20 protein-coding genes are annotated in these 21,773 nt (G+C 48.3%); 8 read left to right on the top strand and 12 right to left on the bottom strand.

Annotation, left to right across the window (positions count from 1 at the left end; genetic code table 11):
• Position 1: 1 nt before the first annotated feature.
• Together Q0698_RS05930 and Q0698_RS05925 are read left to right on the top strand one after the other, a co-directional pair.
• Positions 2-1,948, top strand: a complete 1,947-nt coding sequence (locus tag Q0698_RS05930) for a prolyl oligopeptidase family serine peptidase (protein WP_298634693.1) — start codon at positions 2-4, stop codon at positions 1,946-1,948.
• A 47-nt stretch (positions 1,949-1,995) separates the two neighbouring features.
• Positions 1,996-2,583 (top strand): YhgN family NAAT transporter, encoded by a 588-nt coding sequence (locus tag Q0698_RS05925; RefSeq protein WP_298634692.1) that lies wholly within the window; start codon positions 1,996-1,998, stop codon positions 2,581-2,583.
• A 186-nt stretch (positions 2,584-2,769) separates the two neighbouring features.
• On the opposite strand, the gene cysZ is transcribed toward Q0698_RS05925, so the two are convergent.
• Genes cysZ through gatC form a run of 4 tightly spaced genes read right to left on the bottom strand, consistent with a single transcriptional unit; the run spans position 2,770 to position 6,782 of the window.
• A complete protein-coding gene (gene cysZ, locus Q0698_RS05920; protein WP_298634690.1) occupies positions 2,770-3,552 on the bottom strand; it encodes a sulfate transporter CysZ in 783 nt (260 codons plus the stop codon).
• Positions 3,553-3,554: 2 nt separating this feature from the next.
• Complete coding sequence (gene gatB, locus Q0698_RS05915) at positions 3,555-5,012, bottom strand: Asp-tRNA(Asn)/Glu-tRNA(Gln) amidotransferase subunit GatB (protein WP_298634688.1); 1,458 nt, start codon at positions 5,010-5,012, stop codon at positions 3,555-3,557.
• Complete coding sequence (gene gatA / locus Q0698_RS05910; RefSeq protein ID WP_298634686.1) at positions 5,009-6,484, bottom strand: Asp-tRNA(Asn)/Glu-tRNA(Gln) amidotransferase subunit GatA; 1,476 nt, start codon at positions 6,482-6,484, stop codon at positions 5,009-5,011. Before gatA ends, gatB begins: the two co-directional genes overlap by 4 nt.
• A gap of 10 nt (positions 6,485-6,494) precedes the next feature.
• Positions 6,495-6,782 carry an Asp-tRNA(Asn)/Glu-tRNA(Gln) amidotransferase subunit GatC gene (gene gatC, locus Q0698_RS05905; protein ID WP_298634683.1) on the bottom strand — a complete coding sequence of 96 codons (288 nt, stop codon included), beginning with the start codon at positions 6,780-6,782 and terminating at the stop codon, positions 6,495-6,497.
• A 219-nt stretch (positions 6,783-7,001) separates the two neighbouring features.
• Between gatC and Q0698_RS05900 the strand changes: the two genes are divergently transcribed.
• From Q0698_RS05900 to Q0698_RS05875, 6 genes are read left to right on the top strand one after another with little or no spacing between them, the layout of a single operon-like run.
• Positions 7,002-8,042 (top strand): rod shape-determining protein, encoded by a 1,041-nt coding sequence (locus Q0698_RS05900; protein ID WP_121877213.1) that lies wholly within the window; start codon positions 7,002-7,004, stop codon positions 8,040-8,042.
• A gap of 13 nt (positions 8,043-8,055) precedes the next feature.
• Positions 8,056-8,937 (top strand): rod shape-determining protein MreC, encoded by an 882-nt coding sequence (gene mreC / locus Q0698_RS05895; RefSeq protein WP_366140287.1) that lies wholly within the window; start codon positions 8,056-8,058, stop codon positions 8,935-8,937.
• Entirely contained in the window at positions 8,937-9,413 is a 477-nt protein-coding gene (mreD, locus tag Q0698_RS05890) for a rod shape-determining protein MreD (RefSeq protein ID WP_298634681.1), read from the top strand. Before mreC ends, mreD begins: the two co-directional genes overlap by 1 nt.
• The gene (locus Q0698_RS05885; protein ID WP_366140278.1) at positions 9,410-9,994 is read left to right on the top strand and encodes a nucleoside triphosphate pyrophosphatase; all 585 of its coding nucleotides are present in this window, start codon (positions 9,410-9,412) and stop codon (positions 9,992-9,994) included. Before mreD ends, Q0698_RS05885 begins: the two co-directional genes overlap by 4 nt.
• A complete protein-coding gene (rng, locus tag Q0698_RS05880) occupies positions 9,987-11,465 on the top strand; it encodes a ribonuclease G (RefSeq protein ID WP_298634679.1) in 1,479 nt (492 codons plus the stop codon). The genes Q0698_RS05885 and rng overlap by 8 nt, the downstream gene beginning before the upstream one ends.
• Positions 11,462-15,310 (top strand): AsmA-like C-terminal region-containing protein, encoded by a 3,849-nt coding sequence (locus Q0698_RS05875; RefSeq protein ID WP_298634676.1) that lies wholly within the window; start codon positions 11,462-11,464, stop codon positions 15,308-15,310. Before rng ends, Q0698_RS05875 begins: the two co-directional genes overlap by 4 nt.
• A 124-nt stretch (positions 15,311-15,434) precedes the next feature.
• Here Q0698_RS05875 and yjgA read toward each other — a convergent pair whose 3' ends face one another.
• From yjgA to lptB, 8 genes are all read right to left on the bottom strand, one after another.
• Positions 15,435-15,953 carry a ribosome biogenesis factor YjgA gene (gene yjgA / locus Q0698_RS05870; RefSeq protein ID WP_298634674.1) on the bottom strand — a complete coding sequence of 173 codons (519 nt, stop codon included), beginning with the start codon at positions 15,951-15,953 and terminating at the stop codon, positions 15,435-15,437.
• A 3-nt stretch (positions 15,954-15,956) separates the two neighbouring features.
• Positions 15,957-17,309, bottom strand: a complete 1,353-nt coding sequence (gene mgtE / locus Q0698_RS05865) for a magnesium transporter (RefSeq protein ID WP_298634671.1) — start codon at positions 17,307-17,309, stop codon at positions 15,957-15,959.
• A gap of 5 nt (positions 17,310-17,314) precedes the next feature.
• Entirely contained in the window at positions 17,315-17,584 is a 270-nt protein-coding gene (locus Q0698_RS05860; RefSeq protein WP_298634669.1) for an HPr family phosphocarrier protein, read from the bottom strand.
• A gap of 75 nt (positions 17,585-17,659) precedes the next feature.
• The gene (gene rapZ, locus Q0698_RS05855; RefSeq protein WP_298634666.1) at positions 17,660-18,550 is read right to left on the bottom strand and encodes an RNase adapter RapZ; all 891 of its coding nucleotides are present in this window, start codon (positions 18,548-18,550) and stop codon (positions 17,660-17,662) included.
• A 48-nt stretch (positions 18,551-18,598) separates the two neighbouring features.
• Positions 18,599-19,051, bottom strand: coding sequence for a PTS sugar transporter subunit IIA (locus Q0698_RS05850; RefSeq protein ID WP_298634664.1), 453 nt, complete (start codon positions 19,049-19,051; stop codon positions 18,599-18,601).
• Positions 19,052-19,063: 12 nt separating this feature from the next.
• Positions 19,064-19,363 (bottom strand): ribosome-associated translation inhibitor RaiA, encoded by a 300-nt coding sequence (raiA, locus tag Q0698_RS05845; RefSeq protein WP_298634661.1) that lies wholly within the window; start codon positions 19,361-19,363, stop codon positions 19,064-19,066.
• A gap of 166 nt (positions 19,364-19,529) precedes the next feature.
• Positions 19,530-21,014, bottom strand: coding sequence for an RNA polymerase factor sigma-54 (locus Q0698_RS05840; protein ID WP_298634659.1), 1,485 nt, complete (start codon positions 21,012-21,014; stop codon positions 19,530-19,532).
• A 30-nt stretch (positions 21,015-21,044) separates the two neighbouring features.
• Positions 21,045-21,770: an LPS export ABC transporter ATP-binding protein gene (lptB, locus tag Q0698_RS05835; protein WP_298634656.1), complete on the bottom strand. Its 726-nt coding sequence runs from the start codon at positions 21,768-21,770 to the stop codon at positions 21,045-21,047.
• Positions 21,771-21,773 lie beyond the last annotated feature (3 nt).

The raw sequence follows: 21,773 nt of genomic DNA, 5'->3' as shown, positions 1-21,773 counted from the left end.
CATGATAAGAACGATTACCATCGCGCTATTGCTCGCGATTACTAGCATACCGGTTAACGCTGAGCTGCCAGAGAGCTTCGAAGCACTTTTAGATGGCAGAGAATTCCGTAACCTTTCGGTATCGCCGACCGGCGAGTATTTCTCAGTGGTGCAAAAACGAGAAGGGCGTAATACCCTAATTATCCTGTCGCGTGAGACGATGGAACCCGTCCAAAGTATTCGCTATGAAGAGAGTGATAACATCGAAGTTTCCTACGGCTACTGGATTGACGATGAATTGTACGCCTACGCGGTTCTCACCGAAATTAATGAAGGACAACGCCCTGCGGATGCCGGGGATCTGTTTTTATTGGACGTCAACACGGGTGATAATGAACGTATTTGGTATTACCAAGGTAATTATGAAGATAATGCTCGAGCCCGAGGTGATTTGATTCGCGGTGGTATGCAAGTGCTTTCATCCTTGCCCGACGACCCCAACAACATCCTAGTTTCTATCACCCCATGGGAGCGGGCTGATGGTGGTGTACGACCGTCGATCTATCGCTTAGAGTTAGCGACCGGTGATATGAAGAAGTTAGTGACGGGGCCGGCTCGAGGTGCAGCGTTTCTGACCAATCGCGAGGCTACAAAGGCCTTCAGTTGGGCAATAACTACTGACTATGAAACCCGTTACTTCCATCGTGGGAGAAACGAGCGTTGGGCCGAAATCAGTGTTGATTTGCCCGGTGGTTTTTATGCGCAATCTGTCACGGCTGATGGTGATTTCGTATTTGGTTTGTCTCAGGTAGGTGAAGATCTTAATGCCCCTCAGCAGTTAGTTAAGATTGCATTACACAGTGGTGAGGTAACGGTTGAAGATGAATTTGGCTTCGTTTCTTCCGTAGAGATTAACTACGATCGAGATGGCTATCCCGAGTTTGCTCAGTGGGTAGCGGATAAGCCAGAATTTAAAATGTATCAAGATACCCAGGCGGCGAAAATTGTTGGCGGATTTGTTCGCAGTTTCGCGGGCTATACTGTCTCTTTATCGGGTGCCGACGATGATTCTGAAAACTTTACTCTTCACGTAGGTTCGCCGGGCATTAATGGCGAATACTATGTTTGGGAAGCGGATAAAGGGCAAGCGCGTTTTTTGGTGGGGTCAGCGGATAAGATTGATCAGCTTGCGCTCAATTCCTTCGAAGCCATTAATTACGAATCCTCCGACGGCGTTCAGCTTCAGGGCTGGTTGTTAATGCCTCGTAACGGCCAACCGAAGGGTTTAGTGAGCTATATACACGGTGGACCTCATGGCCCCTATATTCCGTTCAGCTTCGATGGGCGGATGCAAATGATGGCTGAACTTGGCTATGCGGTCTTTGCGCCGAACTTCCGCGGATCGGGTGGCTACGGGCTGAATTTTGAAGAAGCGGGTTACCTTCAGTGGGGCACACGGATGCTTGATGATATGCGCGAAGGCGCAGAGTTTGTTCAGGCTAATTACTCAGTGGGTGAAAAGGTTTACATTATGGGTGGAAGCTACGGGGGCTATGCCTCGGCTCAGAGCATTGTGCGCCACAACGATTATTATGATTGTAGCGTAATCATTGCCGGTGTTTTCGACCTAGCTCAGCAATTGGAAACGTGGGATGCGGGCTCAGGTTTCAATACTGGTGGTTATGAGAATAAGGCTATTGGCTCGGACCCTGAATTCCTTCGAACGAATTCACCTATTCATAACCTCGATAAGATCAACGTGCCATTCATGATCGTGCACGGGCGAGAGGATACTCGTACGCCAATGGTGGGCGCCGAGACAATGATTGAGGCCCTTGAGCAAACTGACTTAGATTATGAGTATTACTTCTATGATAAAGAGGGGCATGGTCTATATTTTAAGGAGAACCGCTTGGATCAGTACGAGAAGGTGCAGGCATTTCTTCAGCGCTGTGATGCACTAAACTAACCGCTAAAGTCGTCTGACGTATTTGACTTAAATATAGGAACGCTAAAATGGATTGGCTAACCGCCTTTTTAACACTGTTACTGGTAATGGACCCTCTGGGAAATATCCCGGTGTTCTTAGCGGTATTACGTGATGTCGACGAGAAACGTAGAAAGCGAGTCTTAATCCGCGAACTCCTCATCGCGTTGGGAATTCTTCTGTTTTTTCTCTTCTTCGGCAAGGTCGTCCTTGACGCGTTGGGTTTACAAACCGAAACGATCTCGATCGGTGGCGCTATAGTGCTCTTCATTATTGCAATTCGAATGATTTTCCCACCGGCTGAGGGCGGTATTATGGGCGAGCACGCGTCCGGTGAGCCATTTATAGTCCCTCTGGCGATACCCTTAGTTGCTGGGCCGTCAGCGATGGCATTCCTCATGCTATTAGTTGGTCAAAACCCCGAAATGATGCTGGAGTGGACTGGAGCACTACTCGCGGCATGGGCGGTGTCTGCGCTGATCCTCTTCTTCTCCACCAAGTTCTATCAATTATTGGGTGACCGAGGTTTGGTAGCGGTAGAGCGTTTGATGGGGATGATTCTGGTTATGATCTCAGTACAGATGGCACTAGATGGACTCACTCATGTCTTAGACTAGTCAGTTCTTTTGGAGGAGTATGGTTTAACCCACCCACTAAAAGCACTCCGGCGTGGGGTAAGTAACGAATTAACAGTAACGGATTAATGTTGACGAGCTAAACGAAGATGCGCTAGCTCTATCGAAGGCGCTTCCTATATGGAGCGCCTTTTTTATCGCCGAGAAAATGATTAAACACCAAGAAAACTAATCGCTATTGCTTAGTTTTGCTTCAAAGTGGGCGTCTTGATGCTTCTCCACCCAATAGACAACACCGCCGATCACTGCTGCGGGCATCACGAACCAGTTAATGATGGGAATCATCGACGCACCGGCGATGGTAGCGCCGAAGCCGTAACTCTGAGGGCGAGTTTTCCGCAACTTATTCAGTGATTCGTTAAAATCGATTTGATGGTTATCAAAGCAGTAGTCCGAGTACTGAATGCACAGCGACCAGGCAGCCCAGGCAAAGGCTAGAAAGGGTGCAATTAAGCCAATAACCGGGATAAAGCCTAGCAACAAGCATCCCAGTAACACACCTAGCGCGCGGGGAATAAAATAGCCTAGCTTACGCAGCTCTCTACCAAGGGTGCGCCAAATCATCGCGGAGATCTTCTCTGGCGGGGGCTTTCTTCCCGACAATAACTCCTCGGCCTTTTCGGCCAGTAAGCCATTGAACGGCGCAGCAATTAGCCCAGCCACGAAGTTGAAGGTGTAAGCGCTGCCCACCAAGATTCCTAAGGTGGCGAGAATAGCGACTAACCATCCGACCAACGCACGGAGCCAATCCCAGTCCGGTAGATAAGTATCAACCAGCCACTGATTCCATTCGCTAAGGTGGCTAAACACATAGATATTGAGCCCAATGAACAATATGGCGTTGATGGCAATTGGAATCACCACAAAGGGACGAATACGTTTATCAAGCAAGAGCCGTAGGCCCTTGGCAACATAAGTAAACGAAGAAATAGGTACCTGTGGTGTAGCCATAGTTACTCCTCAATTAAAACATTGAGCTTCGCGATAAGCAGCTCGTTGACCATTTTAGGGTTAGCTTGCCCCTTACTCGCTTTCATGATCTGCCCAACAAAATAGCCGAGCATTTTTGGCCGCTTGTCGGCGGCGGCCTTAGCGTAGTTGGCTACTTGAGTGCCCGAATTAGCGATCACTTCGTCAATCATCAGCTCGAGTGCGCCGCTATCGGAGTTCTGCTTTAGGCCATCGCGTTCAATGATTTCGTCAGGCGCTAACTGGTCATTCCAGCAGGACTCGAACACCTGCTTGGCAATTTTAGATGATAGTGTGCTGTCATTAATTCGTTGAATAAGCTGAGCCAAGTGAGCGGCGCTAATCCGAGATTCTTCAATGGTGATACTGTCACGATTCAGCGCAGCCGAAAGCTCACCCATCACCCAGTTGGCTGCCAATTTAGCACTTTTGCAACCCTCGACGACGATTTCGTAATATTCAGATAGTAAGCGGTCACTAGCTATGAGTTGTGCGTCATAGTTGGGTATTTGATAGTCCGAAACAAAACGCTTGGCTTTGTCGTCAGGAAGCTCTGGGAGCGATTCGCGAAGCGCTTCGATGAAGCTATCGTCGATGTGAATCGGCAGTAAATCGGGGCAGGGGAAGTAGCGATAGTCGTTGGCTACTTCCTTAGATCGCATGCTGCGCGTTTCATTTTTTTCGCTGTCGTAGAGGCGTGTTTCTTGGACAACGGTTCCGCCATCTTCGATTAATTCAATCTGTCGTTGCGTCTCCACCTTGATCGCTTTCTCAACAAAGCGAAACGAATTGATGTTCTTGATCTCTGCACGCGTGCCGAGTTCTTCCTGCCCCGCCGGTTTAACCGAGACGTTGGCATCACAGCGCATTGAACCCTGAGACATATCGCCATCGGAGATGCCAATATAGGTAATTAGTGAGTGGATTTTACGCAGGAAAGCAACGGCTTCCTCAGCGGATCTGATGTCGGGCTCGGTGACAATTTCAATGAGCGGTGTTCCCGCACGGTTGAGATCGATAGCCGTCTTGCCGGGTATTTCAGTGTGAATAGATTTACCTGCATCCTCTTCGAGGTGAGCGTGGTGAATGCGAATATGACGCTCAGAGCCGTCTTCGAGTGTTACAGTGACTTCGCCCGCCCCAACAATCGGTTTCTCAAGCTGAGTAGTTTGATAACCCTTTGGAAGGTCCGCATAGAAGTAATTCTTTCGTTCGAAGACGGACTCTCTGCCAATCTCCGCACCAATAGCTAGACCGAACTTTGTCGCCATTTCAATGGCGCCGCGATTGACCACTGGCAAGGTGCCTGGCAGCGCCATGTCGACCTCATCAACTTGGGTATTCGGGGCCGCGCCGAACTGCGTGGAGCTGCCGGAAAAGATCTTACTCCGAGTGGCTAACTGAACATGAATTTCTAAGCCTATAACTACATCCCACTTCATGCTGAAACCCCCTGCAATGCTAAAGGCGCTCGCTGTTTATGCCAGTCACTATGCTGCTGGTACTGATGTCCCATTTGGAGAATATCCGCTTCACCGAAGGCTTTGCCAATGAGCTGCATGCCGATAGGGAGGCCGTTGGCGATGCCGCAGGGGAGTGAAATGGCTGGCAGGCCAGCAAGGTTAACGGCTAGCGTGTAGATATCTTCGAGATACATCTTCGCCGGGTCGCCGAATTTATCACCAATCTTACAGGCGGTGTTTGGGGTAGTTGGGCCTAGAATCATATCAACCTGTTTGAAGGCCTGTTCGAAGTCTTCTTTAATGAGACGACGTAGCTTTTGTGCCTTACGGTAATAGGCGTCGTAGTAACCCGCTGACAGGGCATAGGTGCCAACTAGAATCCGAGTTTGTACTTCAGCCCCAAAACCTTCACTACGAGAACGACTATATAAATCCTTGAGGTCCTTTGGGTCGTCGCAGCGGTGACCAAAGCGGACACCGTCGAAGCGGCTAAGATTCGCCGAGGCTTCCGAGGGGGCAATGACGTAGTAAGCGCTCAAAGCATGTTGATTCATCTCTAGAGAGATAGGAACGATAATGGCGCCAAGCTTTTGTAGTTGGCTGATGGCTTGCTGAATGGCATCGCCCACTTCGGTGTCCAAGTCGGCGTTGAAGAACGACTCAGGTACGCCGATACGAATTCCAGCAATCGAAGCGTTTAGGTTTTTGGTGAATGCTCCATTCGGGTGAGCAACACTCGTGGAATCCTTATCGTCGTGGCTGACCATGGTTTCTAAAAGGAGCGCTGCGTCTTCAGCTGAAGTGGCCATAGGCCCTGCTTGGTCCAAACTGGACGCAAAGGCAATCATTCCCCAGCGTGAAACCGACCCATAGGTTGGCTTGATGCCGGTTAACCCGGTATGAGCGGCCGGTTGGCGTATCGAGCCACCAGTATCCGTTCCCGTAGCGATAGGGGCTAAGGCCGCCGCGACGGCCGCTGCGGAGCCGCCGGATGAACCGCCCGGTATATGATCGGTGTTCCAGGGGTTGCGAGAGGCTCCGAAGAAGCTGGTTTCATTGGACGAGCCCATAGCGAACTCATCCATATTTGTCTTGCCTAAGTTCACCATGCCAGCCGCGGCAATGTTTGTGGTAACGGTTGACTCGTAGGGAGGAATGAAGTCCTTCAACATACGGCTTGCACAGGTGGTTCTTAAACCGTTGGTGCAGAAAATGTCCTTGTGGGCAATGGGGACACCGGTGAGTGAGCCAGCCGAACCGCTTGCGCGTTGTGCATCGGCTAATTTAGCCTGCGCTAGGGCGCCTTCGCGGTTTACGGTAATGAAGCTATTGATTTGGTTATCGAGCGATTCGATACGCTGCAAAAAATGCTCAGTCAGTTCGGTGCTTGATAGCGAGCCTTGACTTAGAAGTTGGCTGAGCTGAGTAACGGATTGGGTATGCAATGTCATGTGGCAGTTCCTATTCTACTACGCGTGGAACAACGAATTGCCCATCTTGAGCTTCTGGAGCATTGCTAAGTAATGCCTCTCGACGATTTAACTTGGTGACTTCGTCAGCCCTCAGCACTTGGATAGCATCCAAGGGGTGCGCTAAAGGTTCTACATTCTCGGTGTCCACCGCCTGCAATTTGTCGATCATATCAAGGACTTGGTTGAGTTTAGTTGTCGCCTTGTCGATGGCTGGCTGATCAAGTGATAACATTGCGAGTTCAGCAACGTGTTGAACGGACTCATTAGTAATGGACATACCGCGTAAAAACCTCTTAAAAGCGAACGAAATTGGTACTCTGTGGTCATAAAAGCGAACCGAGCCTAAAAAACCGACCAATGGACGTAACTTAACACATTAGCTCCTTGCTCTAAAACCCCATGGTTGTTAGAGTTGCATCATTCTATACAAAAAAGTTTGACGCCTAGATCTAACCATTATGACGCGTAGTCAAACACATATAAAAAGGTTAATTAAATGAAGCTTTTCAAGGGCATTCGCGGAATGTTTTCAAGCGATCTTTCGATCGATTTGGGTACTGCCAATACACTAATCTATGCCAAGGACAAAGGCATCATCCTAGATGAACCATCGGTGGTTGCAATCCGCGATCACAAGGGCACCAAAATGGTTGAAGCCGTCGGGGTTGAAGCCAAGCGCATGCTGGGTAGAACGCCGGGCAATATTTCTGCCATTCGACCACTAAAAGACGGCGTCATCGCCGACTTCAAAGTGACCGAAAAAATGCTACAACATTTCATCCGAAAGACGCATGAATCATCGTTTGTGACGCCAAGTCCTCGCGTACTGATTTGCGTGCCTTGCATGGCAACCGAAGTTGAACGTCGTGCGATTCGTGAGTCGGCGTTGGGTGCCGGGGCACGTGAAGTGCACTTAATCGAGGAGCCTATGGCTGCGGCTATTGGAGCGGGACTGCCGGTTGAAGAGGCCAGTGGCTCAATGGTCGTTGATATCGGTGGTGGTACCACTGAAATCGCTATTTTGGCACTTTCGGGCGTTGTTTATTCTGATTCAGTGCGCATTGGTGGCGATCGCTTTGATGAGGCAATCTCGAACTATGTCCGTCGTAACTACGGCAGTGTTATTGGCGATGCTACAGCAGAGCGAATCAAGCATGAAATTGGCTGCGCCTATGCCGGCTCTGAATTGCGTGAGATCGATGTTCGTGGTCGTAATTTGGCCGAAGGTGTACCACGTAGTTTCACGCTTAATAGCGATGAAATTCTTGAGGCGCTTCAGGATCCTCTGGCAGGAATTATTCAGGCTGTCAAAACGGCTCTGGAGCAATCTCCACCAGAGTTAGCCTCCGATATCGCCGAATCAGGTATCGTGCTAACAGGCGGTGGAGCTATGCTGCGCGATCTTGATCGCCTGATAATGGAAGAAACAGGTCTACCAGCCATTGTTGCCGAAGATCCACTTACTTGTGTGGCACGTGGTGGCGGTAAGGCTTTGGAAATGTTGGATAATAGTAAGCTTGGATTACTGTTCTCATAATTGAGGTGATCTTATCAAACCGCTGTTTAAACGTGACGCCAAGTTAGGAAGTTACCTTGTTCGGCTCATGGTCGTGGCAGTCATTCTATTAGTTGTTGATAAGAACTTGGGCTTAAGCTCTTTGCGAATGGCGCTGACAACTTTGTCAGCGCCTTTTTATTGGCTGACGAGTTTGCCTGACCGCGTCGACCAGTGGGGGGATGATAATCTCGTGAGTCGTGAGCGACTTATGGCTCAGAACGCCTCTCTCCGAGCTGAAAATGATCAGCTTCAGTTGCTGTTACAGCGATTTCAGTCCGTGACCACTGAAAATGATCGGCTACGTCAAATGATGGGTGCCTCGGAGCGCTTGAGTCACGATGTAATCACAGGTCAGCTAATTGGTGTTTCTCCAGACCCCGTTAGGCAGGTGATTATTGTTGATAAGGGCCAAGACGATGGCGTCAGAATTGGATTACCTGTTTTAGATCGATTAGGTGTCGCTGGACAGGTGATTGATGTGTCTGCAACGACCGCCAGTATTTTGCTTCTCACTGATCAGAGTCACGCGCTTCCGGTACGTTTTCTTGATAGTGGTATCCGATCGGTAGCAGAAGGGGCGGGAGACATTAGTCAGCTTCAACTTCTATTCGTGCCGCAAACCTCGAATGTACAACCGGGAGATATCATTGTGACGTCTGGTTTGGGGGATGTCTTTCCCGAGGGCTATCCAGTGGGTGAAGTTGACTTCCTGTTGCGTGACCCAAACCAACCCTTCATGGAAATTCGTATCCGCCCTTACGCTCAATTAAATAGGAGCCGCTTCTATATGATTCTGGTTCCTCATTTTGATGAAACGATCGTCACTCCTTCGGGTGAAGCGGAACCTCCCGCTGAGTTAGGAGCGTTAACCTAATGTTGCCCCAAGTTTGGATGTCGGCGGTGATCACGGTGCTAGTTGCTGTGTTGTTAACCGTTGCGGGGATAGTTGAGCCAATTTATCGTCCCTCATTGCTGGGATTGAGCGTAGTTTTCTGGTGTCTATATTTTCCTGATAAGGTTTCCCTGGGCTCGGCTTTTATCTGTGGCCTAATTGCTGACTCGCTAACGGGTGCACTGTTTGGCTCACATGCATTAGGGTTCTGCGTTGTTGCCTATTTGACCACGTTGATGAATCGCCGCCTGTTAATGTTTACTTGGGTACAACGAATCCTATTTATATTTGTAGTAATGGGGATTTCTCAAGCTATTATTAATTGGGGCTTTGCAATTCGCGGCGACGCGATTCCGGGGTTAAACTATTTATTACCTGCGTTCACGTCGGCCTTAGTTTGGCCTGTTTGGAGTCTCTTTATGCGATGGATTCACCCGCAGAGAGCGATGCCCCGATGATGACAAAACAACTTTTTCTAGCTTCGGGTTCACCTCGTCGTAAAGCGCTACTGAAGCTTTTAGGGGTGCCATTCGAGGTAGTGACTAATGACCTCATTGAATTTCAGGCTGAGGATGAATCTCCCACCGCCTATGTTGAGCGTTTGGCTCGTGAAAAGGCCGAGGCGGGAATTAAAGGTAGAGAGGGTATTGTCATTGGGTCCGATACCCTCGGCGTGCTTGATGGCACCGTTTTGGAAAAGCCAAAAGATAGAGATGATGCTTTTTTAATGTGGCAACGGATGTCGGGGCGAAGCCACGAAATCCTCACGGCAGTGGCTCTTACGGATGGTGTGAAAACGTTAAGTCGCGTAGTGTCTACTACGGTGTACTTCCGATCCATTTTAGAGTCAGAAATGACGTATTACTGGGATTCGGGAGAACCGCAAGACAAAGCAGGCGGTTACGCAATACAAGGAATCGGTGGTGCTTTCGTTGAGCGTATCAGTGGCAGCTACCATGCTGTAGTGGGTCTACCTTTAGTAGAGACGGCTGAGCTATTAGCCCTATTCGGAATTCGAGTACTGAACTACGATGAGTAATGAGATACTAATTAACATAACCCCCCTTGAAACTCGCGTAGCGATTGTTGAAGATGGATTGGCGCATGAACTTTACTTAGAGCGTGCTAATCATCGTGGTTTGGTTGGCAATATCTATGTGGGTAAAGTTCAGCGTGTACTACCGGGCATGCAGGCTGCTTTCGTGGATATCGGCTTAGAGAAAGCTGCTTTTATTCATGCTCAAGATGTCGTTGAGCTAGATCAGCACGGTATGGAGCTGCGCAAACCCTCGTCGGCAACCCCGCCGATACGAGAATTACTCCATGAAGGTCAGCGGATCGCTGTGCAGGTTCTTAAGGATCCTATCGCCACCAAGGGAGCTCGGGTGACTACCCACCTCAGCTTATCTTCTCGATATTTGGTATACATGCCAAAGACGGATCATGTTGGTGTGTCTCAGCGCATCGATGATGAAATTGAGCGAGAGCGCCTAAAGCTTATTACTGAGCAATGCCGCGATGAACGTGGCGGTGGATTCATCATTCGAACCGTGGCCGAAGGAGCGGACGAGCGTGAACTTGCTTCTGATGCGAAGTTTCTGCAAAAACTATGGCTAGATATTGAGCATCAACTCGTCAATACAACTCAGAAATTTCCCCGGAGAGTGTATCAAGATTTACCGCTTTATTTGCGAGTTATCCGTGACTACGTTAGCCCTAACATCGATCGAATTCGAATCGATGATAACGGTGTCTACGAAGAGCTCATGGGTTTTACCAACAAGTATTTTCCTGATATCACCGCAAGACTATCGCTAAACACTGGGCAGACCCCTCTATTTGACCTGTTTGGCGTTGAGGATGAAATTCATAAGGCGTTAAAGCGAACGGTTCAGCTTAAGTCTGGTGGGCATATCGTGATTGATGAGACGGAGGCAATGACTACCGTTGATGTGAATACCGGAGGCTACGTAGGCGGAAAGACCCTTGAAGAGACCATCTTCAAAACGAATCTTGAAGCGGTTAGTGTCATTGCTCGCCAACTCAGATTACGAAATATCGGTGGAATTATCATTCTCGATTTTATTGATATGAAAGATGCTGAGCACCGAAGAACTGTTCATCGTGCGTTTGCGAAGGTCATGGCCAAAGACTCGGTTAAGTCAACGATCACGGGTATTTCAGAGATTGGTCTCATTGAGCTAACACGCAAGCGAACACGAGAGAGCTTAGAGCAGCAGGTCTGCGACCTGTGCTCAGTCTGTGATGGTCGGGGCGTTGTTAAATCAGCTGAGTCAGTATGTTATGAGGTGTTTCGAGAAATTTTACGTGACGCGCGTCAGTACGAGGGAGAAAAGCTCGTGGTGGTGGCTTCTTCAGCCGTTATCGATCGTCTCCTAGACGAAGAATCCAATGCGGTAGCCGATATTGAACAATTATCCGGTAAGCTCATTGAGTTTCGTCACGAACCTCTCTACAGCCAAGAACAGTATGACATTATTTTAGTATGACGAAGCGTATAGTTCCCTTCCTAATCACATCTTTCTGGTGGACTTTACTTAGTCTGCTGGTGGTCTCTGCGGTGGTGATCAGTCTTGCAAGAGAGCTGGCGCCGAATGCCTATAAATATCGAGCGGAATTCGATAGTTACCTTTCCAGAGTTACCGGATTAGAAGTCAACAGCGATGCGATTTCTGCTGGGTGGCATGGATTAGCTCCTGAAGTTGAGGTCCAGGGTGTTCGCGTTGTAGACCGTAATGGCGACATTATCGCAACATTGGAGCGGGTATTTCTTCAGATTGACCTATTGAGTTCACTTTGGAATGGCGCGCTAACGACACGAAGTGGCGAGATTGTAGGGCTTAATTTTTCACTGCGTCAGCGCGAAAATGGCCTCTGGTTCTCTAGTGGTAGTGCTGGAGCAACTGAAGGAACTGACGTTAAGCAGTTTTTGGACAGTTTGTTTCGAACGAATTCACTGATATTAAGAAATTCAACCGTTAAATTGATCACTCGAAACGATGTGGAGTTACCCTTAGTTATTGCTGAGGCCAATATTCAGTCACGTCGTTCAGCACACAGCATCGAAGCTCAGTTACTGGTAGGTCGTCTAGCTCGACAGGTTCAATTTTTGGCGGAGTTTGAAGGACTTCCTTGGTCGACCAAGTTCGATGGTGAGGCTTACCTTGATATTCGGAATCAAGTCATCGATGATGACGTCAAAGCGCTAGCTTTAGAATCACGCCTCTTCTCAGGCGAATTGAATTTATCGAAAGATCTTGCAATTGGCGGGCAGCTTTGGGCTACCTGGGATTCAATCGACCAAGTCCAAGCGCAGGGCGAAATTTCGTTGAGTTATGTTCCTCTCCCTTCCACTTGGGAGCAGTTTAAGCTGCACTCGGTTCGAACGGGCCTGGCGATCCAGTGGGATGGGCAGCGAGTTAGTCGACTCCTTCTCGAGAATGCTGAGTTTCAGCTAAACGACACTGCCTATACGTTGCCGACCATATTGATTGAGGGTGAATTGACGGGACCACAGGCGTTCCTTCAGTTTGATATCCCATATTTAGATCTAGCGGGGACTAGCGACGCTATCGCCAAACTCCCCGATAGCGGTTTGACTGAGGTATTCGCTACGCTTAGTCCCGTGGGGACGCTTCGAGATTTATCTGTCAAAGTGCCTTTCTCTTCACCCAATGATACGGCTATTAGTGCGCAGCTTGATGGGGTGAATTTGGAAGCCTGGGGAGGTGCACCTGCTGTAACCAACTTGTCGGGGGAGTTAGTGGCTGGCGCGTTGAATGGGTATATAGACATTCAGGCTACCGATCTTACTATGGCTTTTCCAACTATTTATCATGGCGGTTTTGAAACAGATCAAACTTCGGGCAGAGTTTATTGGCAAGTAGACCCTAGTTCAGACCGAGTGCAGGTTGGCGCTAACAACTTACAAATGCTTGGCCCCATGGGAGTTATGTCAGGCGCATTCTACTTAGATGGATTAACTAAACCCGTTGAGGATGTTAAGAGTAAGCTAACCTTGCAAATCGGCTTGGATCATTCGCAAGTAGTTTGGCATGAGACGCTAGTTCCCTTTATCGTCTCGCCGGGCTTACGAGATTGGTTGGACAGTGCGTTAGTGGCCGGTGATATTGCAGAGGCGGACTTCGTGATGCTTACAGAGATCGATGGAGCGTGTTCGACCTGTACGGCCTTGCAGTTAAAAGTCGATGCACAGAATACAACTCTCAACTATTTAGATGATTGGCCTGCTATTGAAGCGCTTAATGGAAGAGTGATCGTCAATAACGATCAGGTCACAGCAGAGATTGAGCCGCTGTCTTATTTAGGCGGTACCGTGGTGGTCGAAAAGCTCTTCCTAGCGCCGAACAACCAGGGCGTTATGGAGCTCGAGGTAGATGCCATCACCACCGGCGAGAGTGGCGATATTATCCAATCATTCCAGCAGACACCAGTGTGGTCAAATATCGAATCTACGCTGGGTAGTTGGGGGTTTGCTGGCGAAGTGGATGCCGAAATAAAGCTCAGCAGTGAACTCTCACCTGGAGTTATTCCGCAAATCCTGATTAATGCAGAGCTGAATGGTGTCGACATGATAATGGACGATGTTGGCCTTTCAATAGCATCCTTAACCGGACATGTTGAATCGGATCTATATCGCCTTGAGTCGACTAATTTGGAGGGAGTGTTCTATAGCGACCCGCTGAGCATTAACTTAAGCGGAAACCTCGATGATCTTTCTCTAGGTTTTAATACCAAGGCCTCAATGACCGAAATTGCCGACTGGATCGGTCAACCGCTCGATCTCATTGGTGTAGGAACTACGGACTTCACTGGTAGCTTTAGCTTGCGGAAGGACGCTCCACCCAGGGTTATTTTTCAGTCGAATCTTGCAGGAGTCGCCATCGATCTCCCTGATCGTTGGTCGAAAACAGCATCTGAGGAAACTCCGTTAAGAGTCACGATACCGTTTTATCAGAACGGGTTTACGGTTGAGATTGACTATCGCGATGATTTTCACGGCAAACTGGAGGTAGTGGGAGGCGCTTTAACAAAGTCGAGTATCTCGCTTGGAAAACTTGATTCCGAATTTCACGAGCCTAGAACCGATATCTGGCTAAGCGCAGAGCTCGATTATCTAGACCCAAATCGGTTTTTGGATTGGTTTAGTCGAAAACAGACCACTTTCGGTTCAGATAGTGATGTGGTGTCCGGCTTAACATTTGGCGCAGCCGTGCGAACTAATCAGTTGCGGCTCTCCGACGATATACTTCTCACAGCCGTTGAAGGTGTCGCTACGCGCCAGACTAACGCTTGGAAATTTGATGCGAGCGCGAACGAATTCTCGGGCGGCGTTCGGATTGCAGACGGAGATGAACCGTGGGAGCTCAATCTTGACTATTTAAATCTGCCGGGGGTCAACGCTGGAAGCACTAGCGACCAAGAGCAGGGATCGAAGCCTATTTCAGCAATGGAGCTTCGGAGACTTCCTGAGCTGAATGTGCGGGTTGACGGCTTAAGTGTTGGTGGTAACGACTTAGGCCGCTGGCAGTTCAGAACCCGGAACATCGATGATGGCTTTAGGCTAGAGAATATTATTGGTCAGTATGGCAGCTTGTCAGTAGAACCAGCAGCTGAGGAGTCCCTTTGGGTTGAGTGGCGAGAGCGTGAAAATAGTACATCCACAGCGCTGAATCTGCGAATGGTCACGAATAGTTTCGAGCAGTTGCGCACAGAAATGGATTGGAAGATTCCTATCAAAGCAGAGCAAGCCGAGCTAGCACTCCGCGCTAGTTGGCATGGTAACCCACTTGAATTTGATCTACTTGCTGCCGCTGCGGATGTAGATTTCAACCTTAAGCGAGGTCGGCTTGAGACGAGTTCTGCGAGCACCGACGCAATGCGACTTTTTAACTTATTTAACTTCAATACTTGGGCAAGAAGACTGCAGCTAGATTTTTCCGATCTCGAGAAAGGCGGGATTAGCTTTGATGAACTGTCGGGTCGATTTATCCTCGATTCGGGACATCTTAGCGTGGTAACCCCCGTCGAACTAGATAGTCCGTCATCTCGCTTCGTGATGACAGGCACTGCTGATTTGAATAGAAATACGGTTGACTCGCGCTTGAATATAACTTTGCCGGTGGGAAATAATGTCGCATGGATCACCGCTATCGCTGTGAGTTTACCTGCCGCGGCTGGTGTATTTCTAGCGAGTCAGCTCTTTGAGGGGCAAGTAGATCAGCTTTCAACCTTAAGTTATAAAGTTGATGGGTCGATAGATGATCCGAATGTAACGTTTGAGCGCTTCTTTGGGAAAAATGAAGAAAAGTAGTGCTCTACATTAGACCTTCGAAGTGTTGAATCTTATTGCTGTCTATTCGCGCAAGGAAAACGGATTTATCGAAAAGATAGCGGGCGCAAGATAGACCACGCCGCCTAGCTAGTGATATAAGGTCCTAGTTGATTAGATAGTCGCGCAGGGCTTTGAAAAGCTTCTTGGCATCATTAGTAGAGTAGGGGGTTTCCGGCTGTTTAGCTGCTGACTTCTGAGCATTTCGAACCAAATTTCGCATCTGTTGTCGGTCAACTTGTGGAAACTCTTCAATCAATTGAAAAACAGCTTGATCACCGCGGTCAATAAGACGAGCGCGCCAAGATTCCAGCTGCTTTTCACGTCTAACATTTGCTTCGGAGCCGGGCTGAGTCAGTTCATAGGCATTTTGAATTGCTTCGCTATCTTCGTCACGCATCAATTTCCCAATACGCTGCATCATTCGGCGTTTTGCTTCCTTGTGCTTGAGCCGATCGTACTCGTCAATGGCTTCAGTCAGTAGTTCCGACATTGGAATCGTCGCGCGCTGCTTTTTGTTGAGTTCGATCAGTGAGGTGCCTAATGACTGCAGTGCATCCATCTGTCGTTTGACTTCAGATTTACTGATCCAATCATCTTCATGGTCATTGTTTTGTTCAGTCATGTGTTAGCCGTAGAAAATGGTCGCTAGTCCTAAGAAGGACAGGAATCCCAGGACATCCGTTGCAGTGGTTTGAATCATTCCACCTGCGAGTGCTGGGTCGATTTTCATTGATTTTAACACGAGCGGGATGACTGTGCCTGCAATTGCCGCATTTAACAGGTTAAATATTAGCGCGAGGCCAATGACTAGTCCTAAGGTCCAGGCTCCAAACCATAGGTAGCTCATTAAACCGACGGAGATCGCGAAAAATAGACCATTGATTAGACCCATGGTGAGTTCACGGCGGAGTAACCAGCCGAGGTTACTTTTGCTAATCTGCCCAAGCGCCATGCCGCGAATAACAACGGTTAGTGTCTGGTTTCCTGCAACGCCACCCATACTGGCTACGATAGGCATTAGGATAGCGAGTGCAACGACCTGTTCAATGGTTGCTTCAAACATCTTGATGACGCTGGAAGAGGTAAATGCTGCCAGTAGATTGATAGATAACCACAGTGCTCGACGCGGAAGGGACTTGCGAACCGTGGCAAAGGTGTCGATGTCATCATCTAAGCCCGCTAAGCCCATCATGTTATGGTCAGTATCTTCACGAATCACATCAACGACGTCATCAATCGTAATTCGACCGAGTAGACATCCACTTTCATCTACGACGGGTGCCGAAACTAAGTCGTTACGCTCGAAGAGCATAGCGACCTCACGATCGGTTGCGGTGGCAACGATGGGTTCAACGCTGGTCACCATGACTTCGCGCACCGTCATACTCGGGTCGGAAGTGAGTACCCGTGACAGAGGCAGTGTACCGACATACTCATCACCGCTATTCACAACGAACAAACTATCCGTGGTGTTTGGTAGGTCGTCGTGACGACGAAGATAGCGCAGGACGACATCGAGAGTAAATTTGGGGCGCACTGTAATGGTGTCGGTATTCATGAGGCCGCCGGCGGTGTCCTCATCGAAGCTTAAGACGCGTTCAACACGATGACGATCCTGCCAAGACATTTCTTGTAATACATCTTGGATGATATTTTCGGGTAACTGCTGGAGAATATCGACAATATCGTCGGTTTCGAGGCCTTCTGTAGCCGCCGCAACTTCGGAGGCTTCCATGCGCTCAAGAAATTGACTTTGGATATCCTCAGAGAGTTCGGTTAATACTTCAGGTTGGGCCTCGTCGGCGATATTTTCCCACAATAGCCGACGAGTTGGAGGCGTTGAACTTTCAATTAGTCGCGCTTGATTGACCGGAGGTAAGTGCTTGATGACGCTACGAATACGAGCACCGTCGTCTTGGGCTACGGCATTACCGAGCTCGGCGTACTGTTCGTGGGATAGCGCATCATCGTGTATCATGACGGTTATTCGTCTTCGTCAAAGCGATTATTAATTAGCGCCTCAATACTCATCATAGCAGCCTCTTCATCTGAACCTTCACAGCTAATTTCAATTTCTGCGCCTTGGGCAGCGGCGAGCATCATGACCGACATAATGCTTTTAGCATCAATCTCTCGTTGAGCGTAGCCTATTTGGACAGAAGAGCTAAACTCGCAGGCACATTTAGTTAGCTTCGCGGCTGCTCGAGCATGAAGTCCAAGTTTATTGATGATAGAAATTTTCTTGGTAATCATAGAATGTCACGTATAGGAGCTATTATCGCTGCCTAGTCTACCACTAAATGACACTCATTTTAAAAATTTTGCTAGCTAGCTTGGTTTCGAAGTCCAGCGGTGACGCTCTCGATGACGAACAACAAGGTTTGGATGTTGTTCTAAGAGTCGCCTTGCAAGCGCCTCGGCGAGGTAGACAGACCGATGCTTGCCACCAGTACAGCCGATGGAAATGGTGAAGTAGGCGCGATTTTCACCTTCGTATTCGGGGATCCAGCGTTCAGCGAGTTGAGAGATGTCTTCAAGCATAGCCTTTACCATTGGCTCATCCTTAAGGAAGTTAACCACTTGAATGTCCCGCCCTGAGAAGGCTCTTAATCCTTCATCCCAGTGGGGATTCGGAAGACAACGAACATCGAATACAAAGTCTGAATCATTAGGCACTCCATGCTTGAAGCCAAACGACTGTAACGTGAGATTGAGTCTAGTTTCGTTCTCAGCGCTCGCAATTTTCTCTTTTACCAGGGATCTGAGTTCATGAACTGTTGTGGTTGAAGTATCGACACGTAAATCTGCCAAAGTTGAAAGCTGCTCAAGGAGTATTAATTCCTCTTGAAGTGATTCGCGTAGCGCTTGGCTATCCCCTGAAAGCGGGTGGCGACGCCTCGTCTCTGAGAAACGCGTCATCAGAATTTCAGTGCTGGCGTCCAAAAAGATAATGCGGACTTGAATTTTGAGTTGTTTAAGTAACTCGACAATGGTGCCAAATCGTGCAATTTCACTACGGCTATTACGGGCATCAATGCCAACGGCAATGCCTCTGAAAACGTCATTGTTTTGATTAACCTTATCAACTAGATCAGGAATCAGAGATGCGGGAAGATTATCGACCGTATAAAAGCCGTTGTCCTCTAAGGTGTTGAGTACTTGGCTCTTTCCAGACCCGGAGCGACCGGTTACGATTATTAGCTGCGTTGGCGCAGTCATCTTCAGTTCCCTCTAGGTTTTTTCTGAAAGCATGCTTGTGTTCAGTATTTAACTAAGACTTCCGTTTACGAACTCATAAAGTTGGGTTGTGCTGCTTGTTTGACGAAGTTGATCGACGAACTTTTCATCATTAAAGCGCTCAGCAATCGCTGCAAGCGCCTGCAAGTGAGCTGATGTGGCCTCCCTGGGCGCGATGAGTGCACACACGACGTCAACGGGGAGATTGTCGGGAGCGTCGAAGTCTATTGGGGTTTCTACCGTCAGTAGGACGCCTATAATATTCTGACAGTTTGAAATTCGGCAATGCGGAATGGCAATGCCGTTTCCGAGACCAGTGCTGCCCAGTCGCTCACGCTCAAAGAGTGCCTTAAAAAGCTCTGAATCACTGACTCCAAGTGAATCAGAAGCAATCTTAGCAACCAGTTCTAGGCAGGTTTTTTTACTGCTAACCCGAGCGTGTGCTCGGGTTGTTTCAGGGGTTAGAAGATGTGCTAACTCCATGATGGCGTGGGATCAGCCTTGGCGTCTTGCGGCAATCCCTTTCTCCTTGTGCTTTAGAATTTGTCGGTCAAGCTTATCAACCATATGGTCAATCGCTACGTAAAGATCATCCTCAACGCTCTCTGCATGAATGTCTTCTCCGAGAACATGTAAGGTAGCTTCCGCTTTTTGACCGTTCTTTTCAACACTAAATGTCACATTTACATTATGGATGTTGTCAAAATGGCGTTCAAGCTTTTCGAGTTTTGACATGGTATGAGCGCGAATGGCGTCGGTGAGAGGAAGTTGGTGTCCAGCGATATTTACTTGCATAAGTATTGACCCTCTTCGTATTGCTATCGATTAAGAGAACAGCCTGGGGAAAGAACCCCTTCTATTGACGGATTTGGCGGGCTGTCTTCGCTGCAAACCGTCTGAAAAAATAATGACTCTCCATTATTTAAAGGTAATAGATTTTCAACAAACTGTGGGAAAAATTCTATGATTTGAGACGTTTCCGCTGACTTGACGGTGCAATACCTATAGCTTCACGATATTTCGCCACAGTTCTTCTTGCTACTTTGACACCATCTGCTTCTAAAAGTGCCATCAGTTTTGCATCGGATAAAGGTTTATTTGGCGCCTCGCTCGCAACAAGCTTCTTGATAAATGCTTTAATTGCTGTTGCTGAGGTAGCGTCGCCGCTGTCCGATGAAACATGAGACGAGAAGAAATACTTGAGTTCAAAAACGCCTCTTGGAGTTAGCATATACTTGCCCGCAGTTGCGCGCGAGATAGTAGATTCCGCAAGGCCGAGTTCCTCTGCCACGTCGGCGAGAACCATTGGCTTCATTGCTTCAGGACCATAATCGAAGAATGCTCGCTGGCGCTCAACAATGGCCGATGCCACGTTGAAGAGGGTATCAAAACGGCTTTCAACGCTTTTTATAAACCATTGCGCCTCTTGGAGATTTTCTCGGAGAAACTTATTGTCGTCACTCACATCACCACGTTTAATCAGCGCGGAGTACTCACGATTAACGCAAAGTCTTGGTGCTACCTCCGGGTTGATCTCGACATGCCAGAGATCTTTTCGAAGCGACACGAGTACGTCAGGAATGACATATTCTGAATCTGTCTCTGAAAAGATATCACCGGGATGTGGGTTTTGCTTTTGAATCAAATCAATAGATAAATCGAGTTCACCTTCGGAGCATCTTAATAATTTTGCGAGTTTTTTGAAGTCCTGCTTTAGAATTGCCGGCATATGCGAACGAGCAATGACGATAGCTCTGGCAACTGTAGGGTGCTCTCCGTCCATTTCTCCTAGCTGAAGAGCGATGCACTCCCCAAGGTCTCTGGCACCCACTCCGATCGGATCGAAGCTTTGGATTAGATGCAGTATTGCTTCAATTTCATCAATTTCGAATTCATCGTTCTCGGGTTCTTCGTGGGTATTTAAGTCTTCAGTGATGGAGCTAAGTTCTGCAGTAAGCCACCCATTCGAATTGATGCTATCAATTAGGTAGTCGCCGATTAGTCGGTCGCGTACGGACAGCGGTTTCATCTCCAATTGAAAGCTGAGGTGATCCTGTAAGCTACTTTCTTGAGTACGATTAGCGAGAAAATCAAAATCATTATCACTCGAAGTCTTAGCTGAGCCGCCGGAATATACCTCATCCCATTGGCTGTCGACAGGCATTTCACTTGGGATATCTTTTTCCCATTTAGCTTCAGCGGTGGATTGTTCCAATTCATAGCTAGCTGATGGATCCTCATCGCGCTGTTCGTTGCTCAGTGAATTGCTCTCTGAAGGCAGGATAGGGTTGTTGTCTTCGAGATCTAACAGTGGATTGCGATCTAGCGTGTCTTGAATCTCAGTCTGAAGATCAAGTGTAGATAGTTGTAGGACTTTCACCGCCAGCTGAAGCTGCGGTGTCATGGTCATCTTGAGGCTGGTCTTTAATTGTAAACTCTGTTTCATGACAAACCATCCATGAGGGAATATCCAACGCTAGTACTGAAAGTTTTCACCAAGATAAAGCTCTTTTACCTTCGCGTTGTTCAGGATATCGTCTTTGCCGCCATGTGCAATGATATGGCCACCACCCACAATGTAGGCTCGTTCACAAATTGCCAAGGTTTCACGAACATTGTGATCGGTAATTAGGATGCCGATCCCCTTTGAACGGACGTGCTCAATAATGGACATGATTTCATTAACTGAGATAGGGTCAACCCCAGCAAAGGGCTCATCAAGAAGGATAAACTTTGGTTCCATCGCCAGTGCACGGGCAATTTCAACTCGTCGGCGCTCGCCGCCAGACAAAGCTATCCCTATGGCATCTTTGATGTGCGTAATGCTGAATTCTTCGAGCAGTTCATTCATTCTCTCACGTCGTTGGATTTGCGTGAGATCGGCTCGATTTTCTAAAATAGCGAGAATATTTTGACTCACAGTAAGCTTACGGAAAATAGAGGCTTCCTGCGGTAAATAGCCGATGCCCGAAATTGCTCTGCCATGCATCGGTTGCTGAGTAATATCAAGCTCATCAAGTTTGACGGTTCCCTTGTCCGAGGGGACAAGGCCGACAATCATGTAGAAACAGGTGGTTTTTCCTGCGCCGTTCGGGCCTAACAGCCCGACGACTTCGCCACTAGCGACTTCTATGGATACATCAATAACAACCGGTCTCTTGTTGTAACTTTTCGCAAGATGCTGGGCACTTAGGATGGCCATTGA

The organism is uncultured Umboniibacter sp., from assembly GCF_947497555.1.
GTDB lineage: Bacteria > Pseudomonadota > Gammaproteobacteria > Pseudomonadales > DSM-25080 > Umboniibacter.
This window is presented reverse-complemented; position numbering and strand designations above follow the sequence as displayed.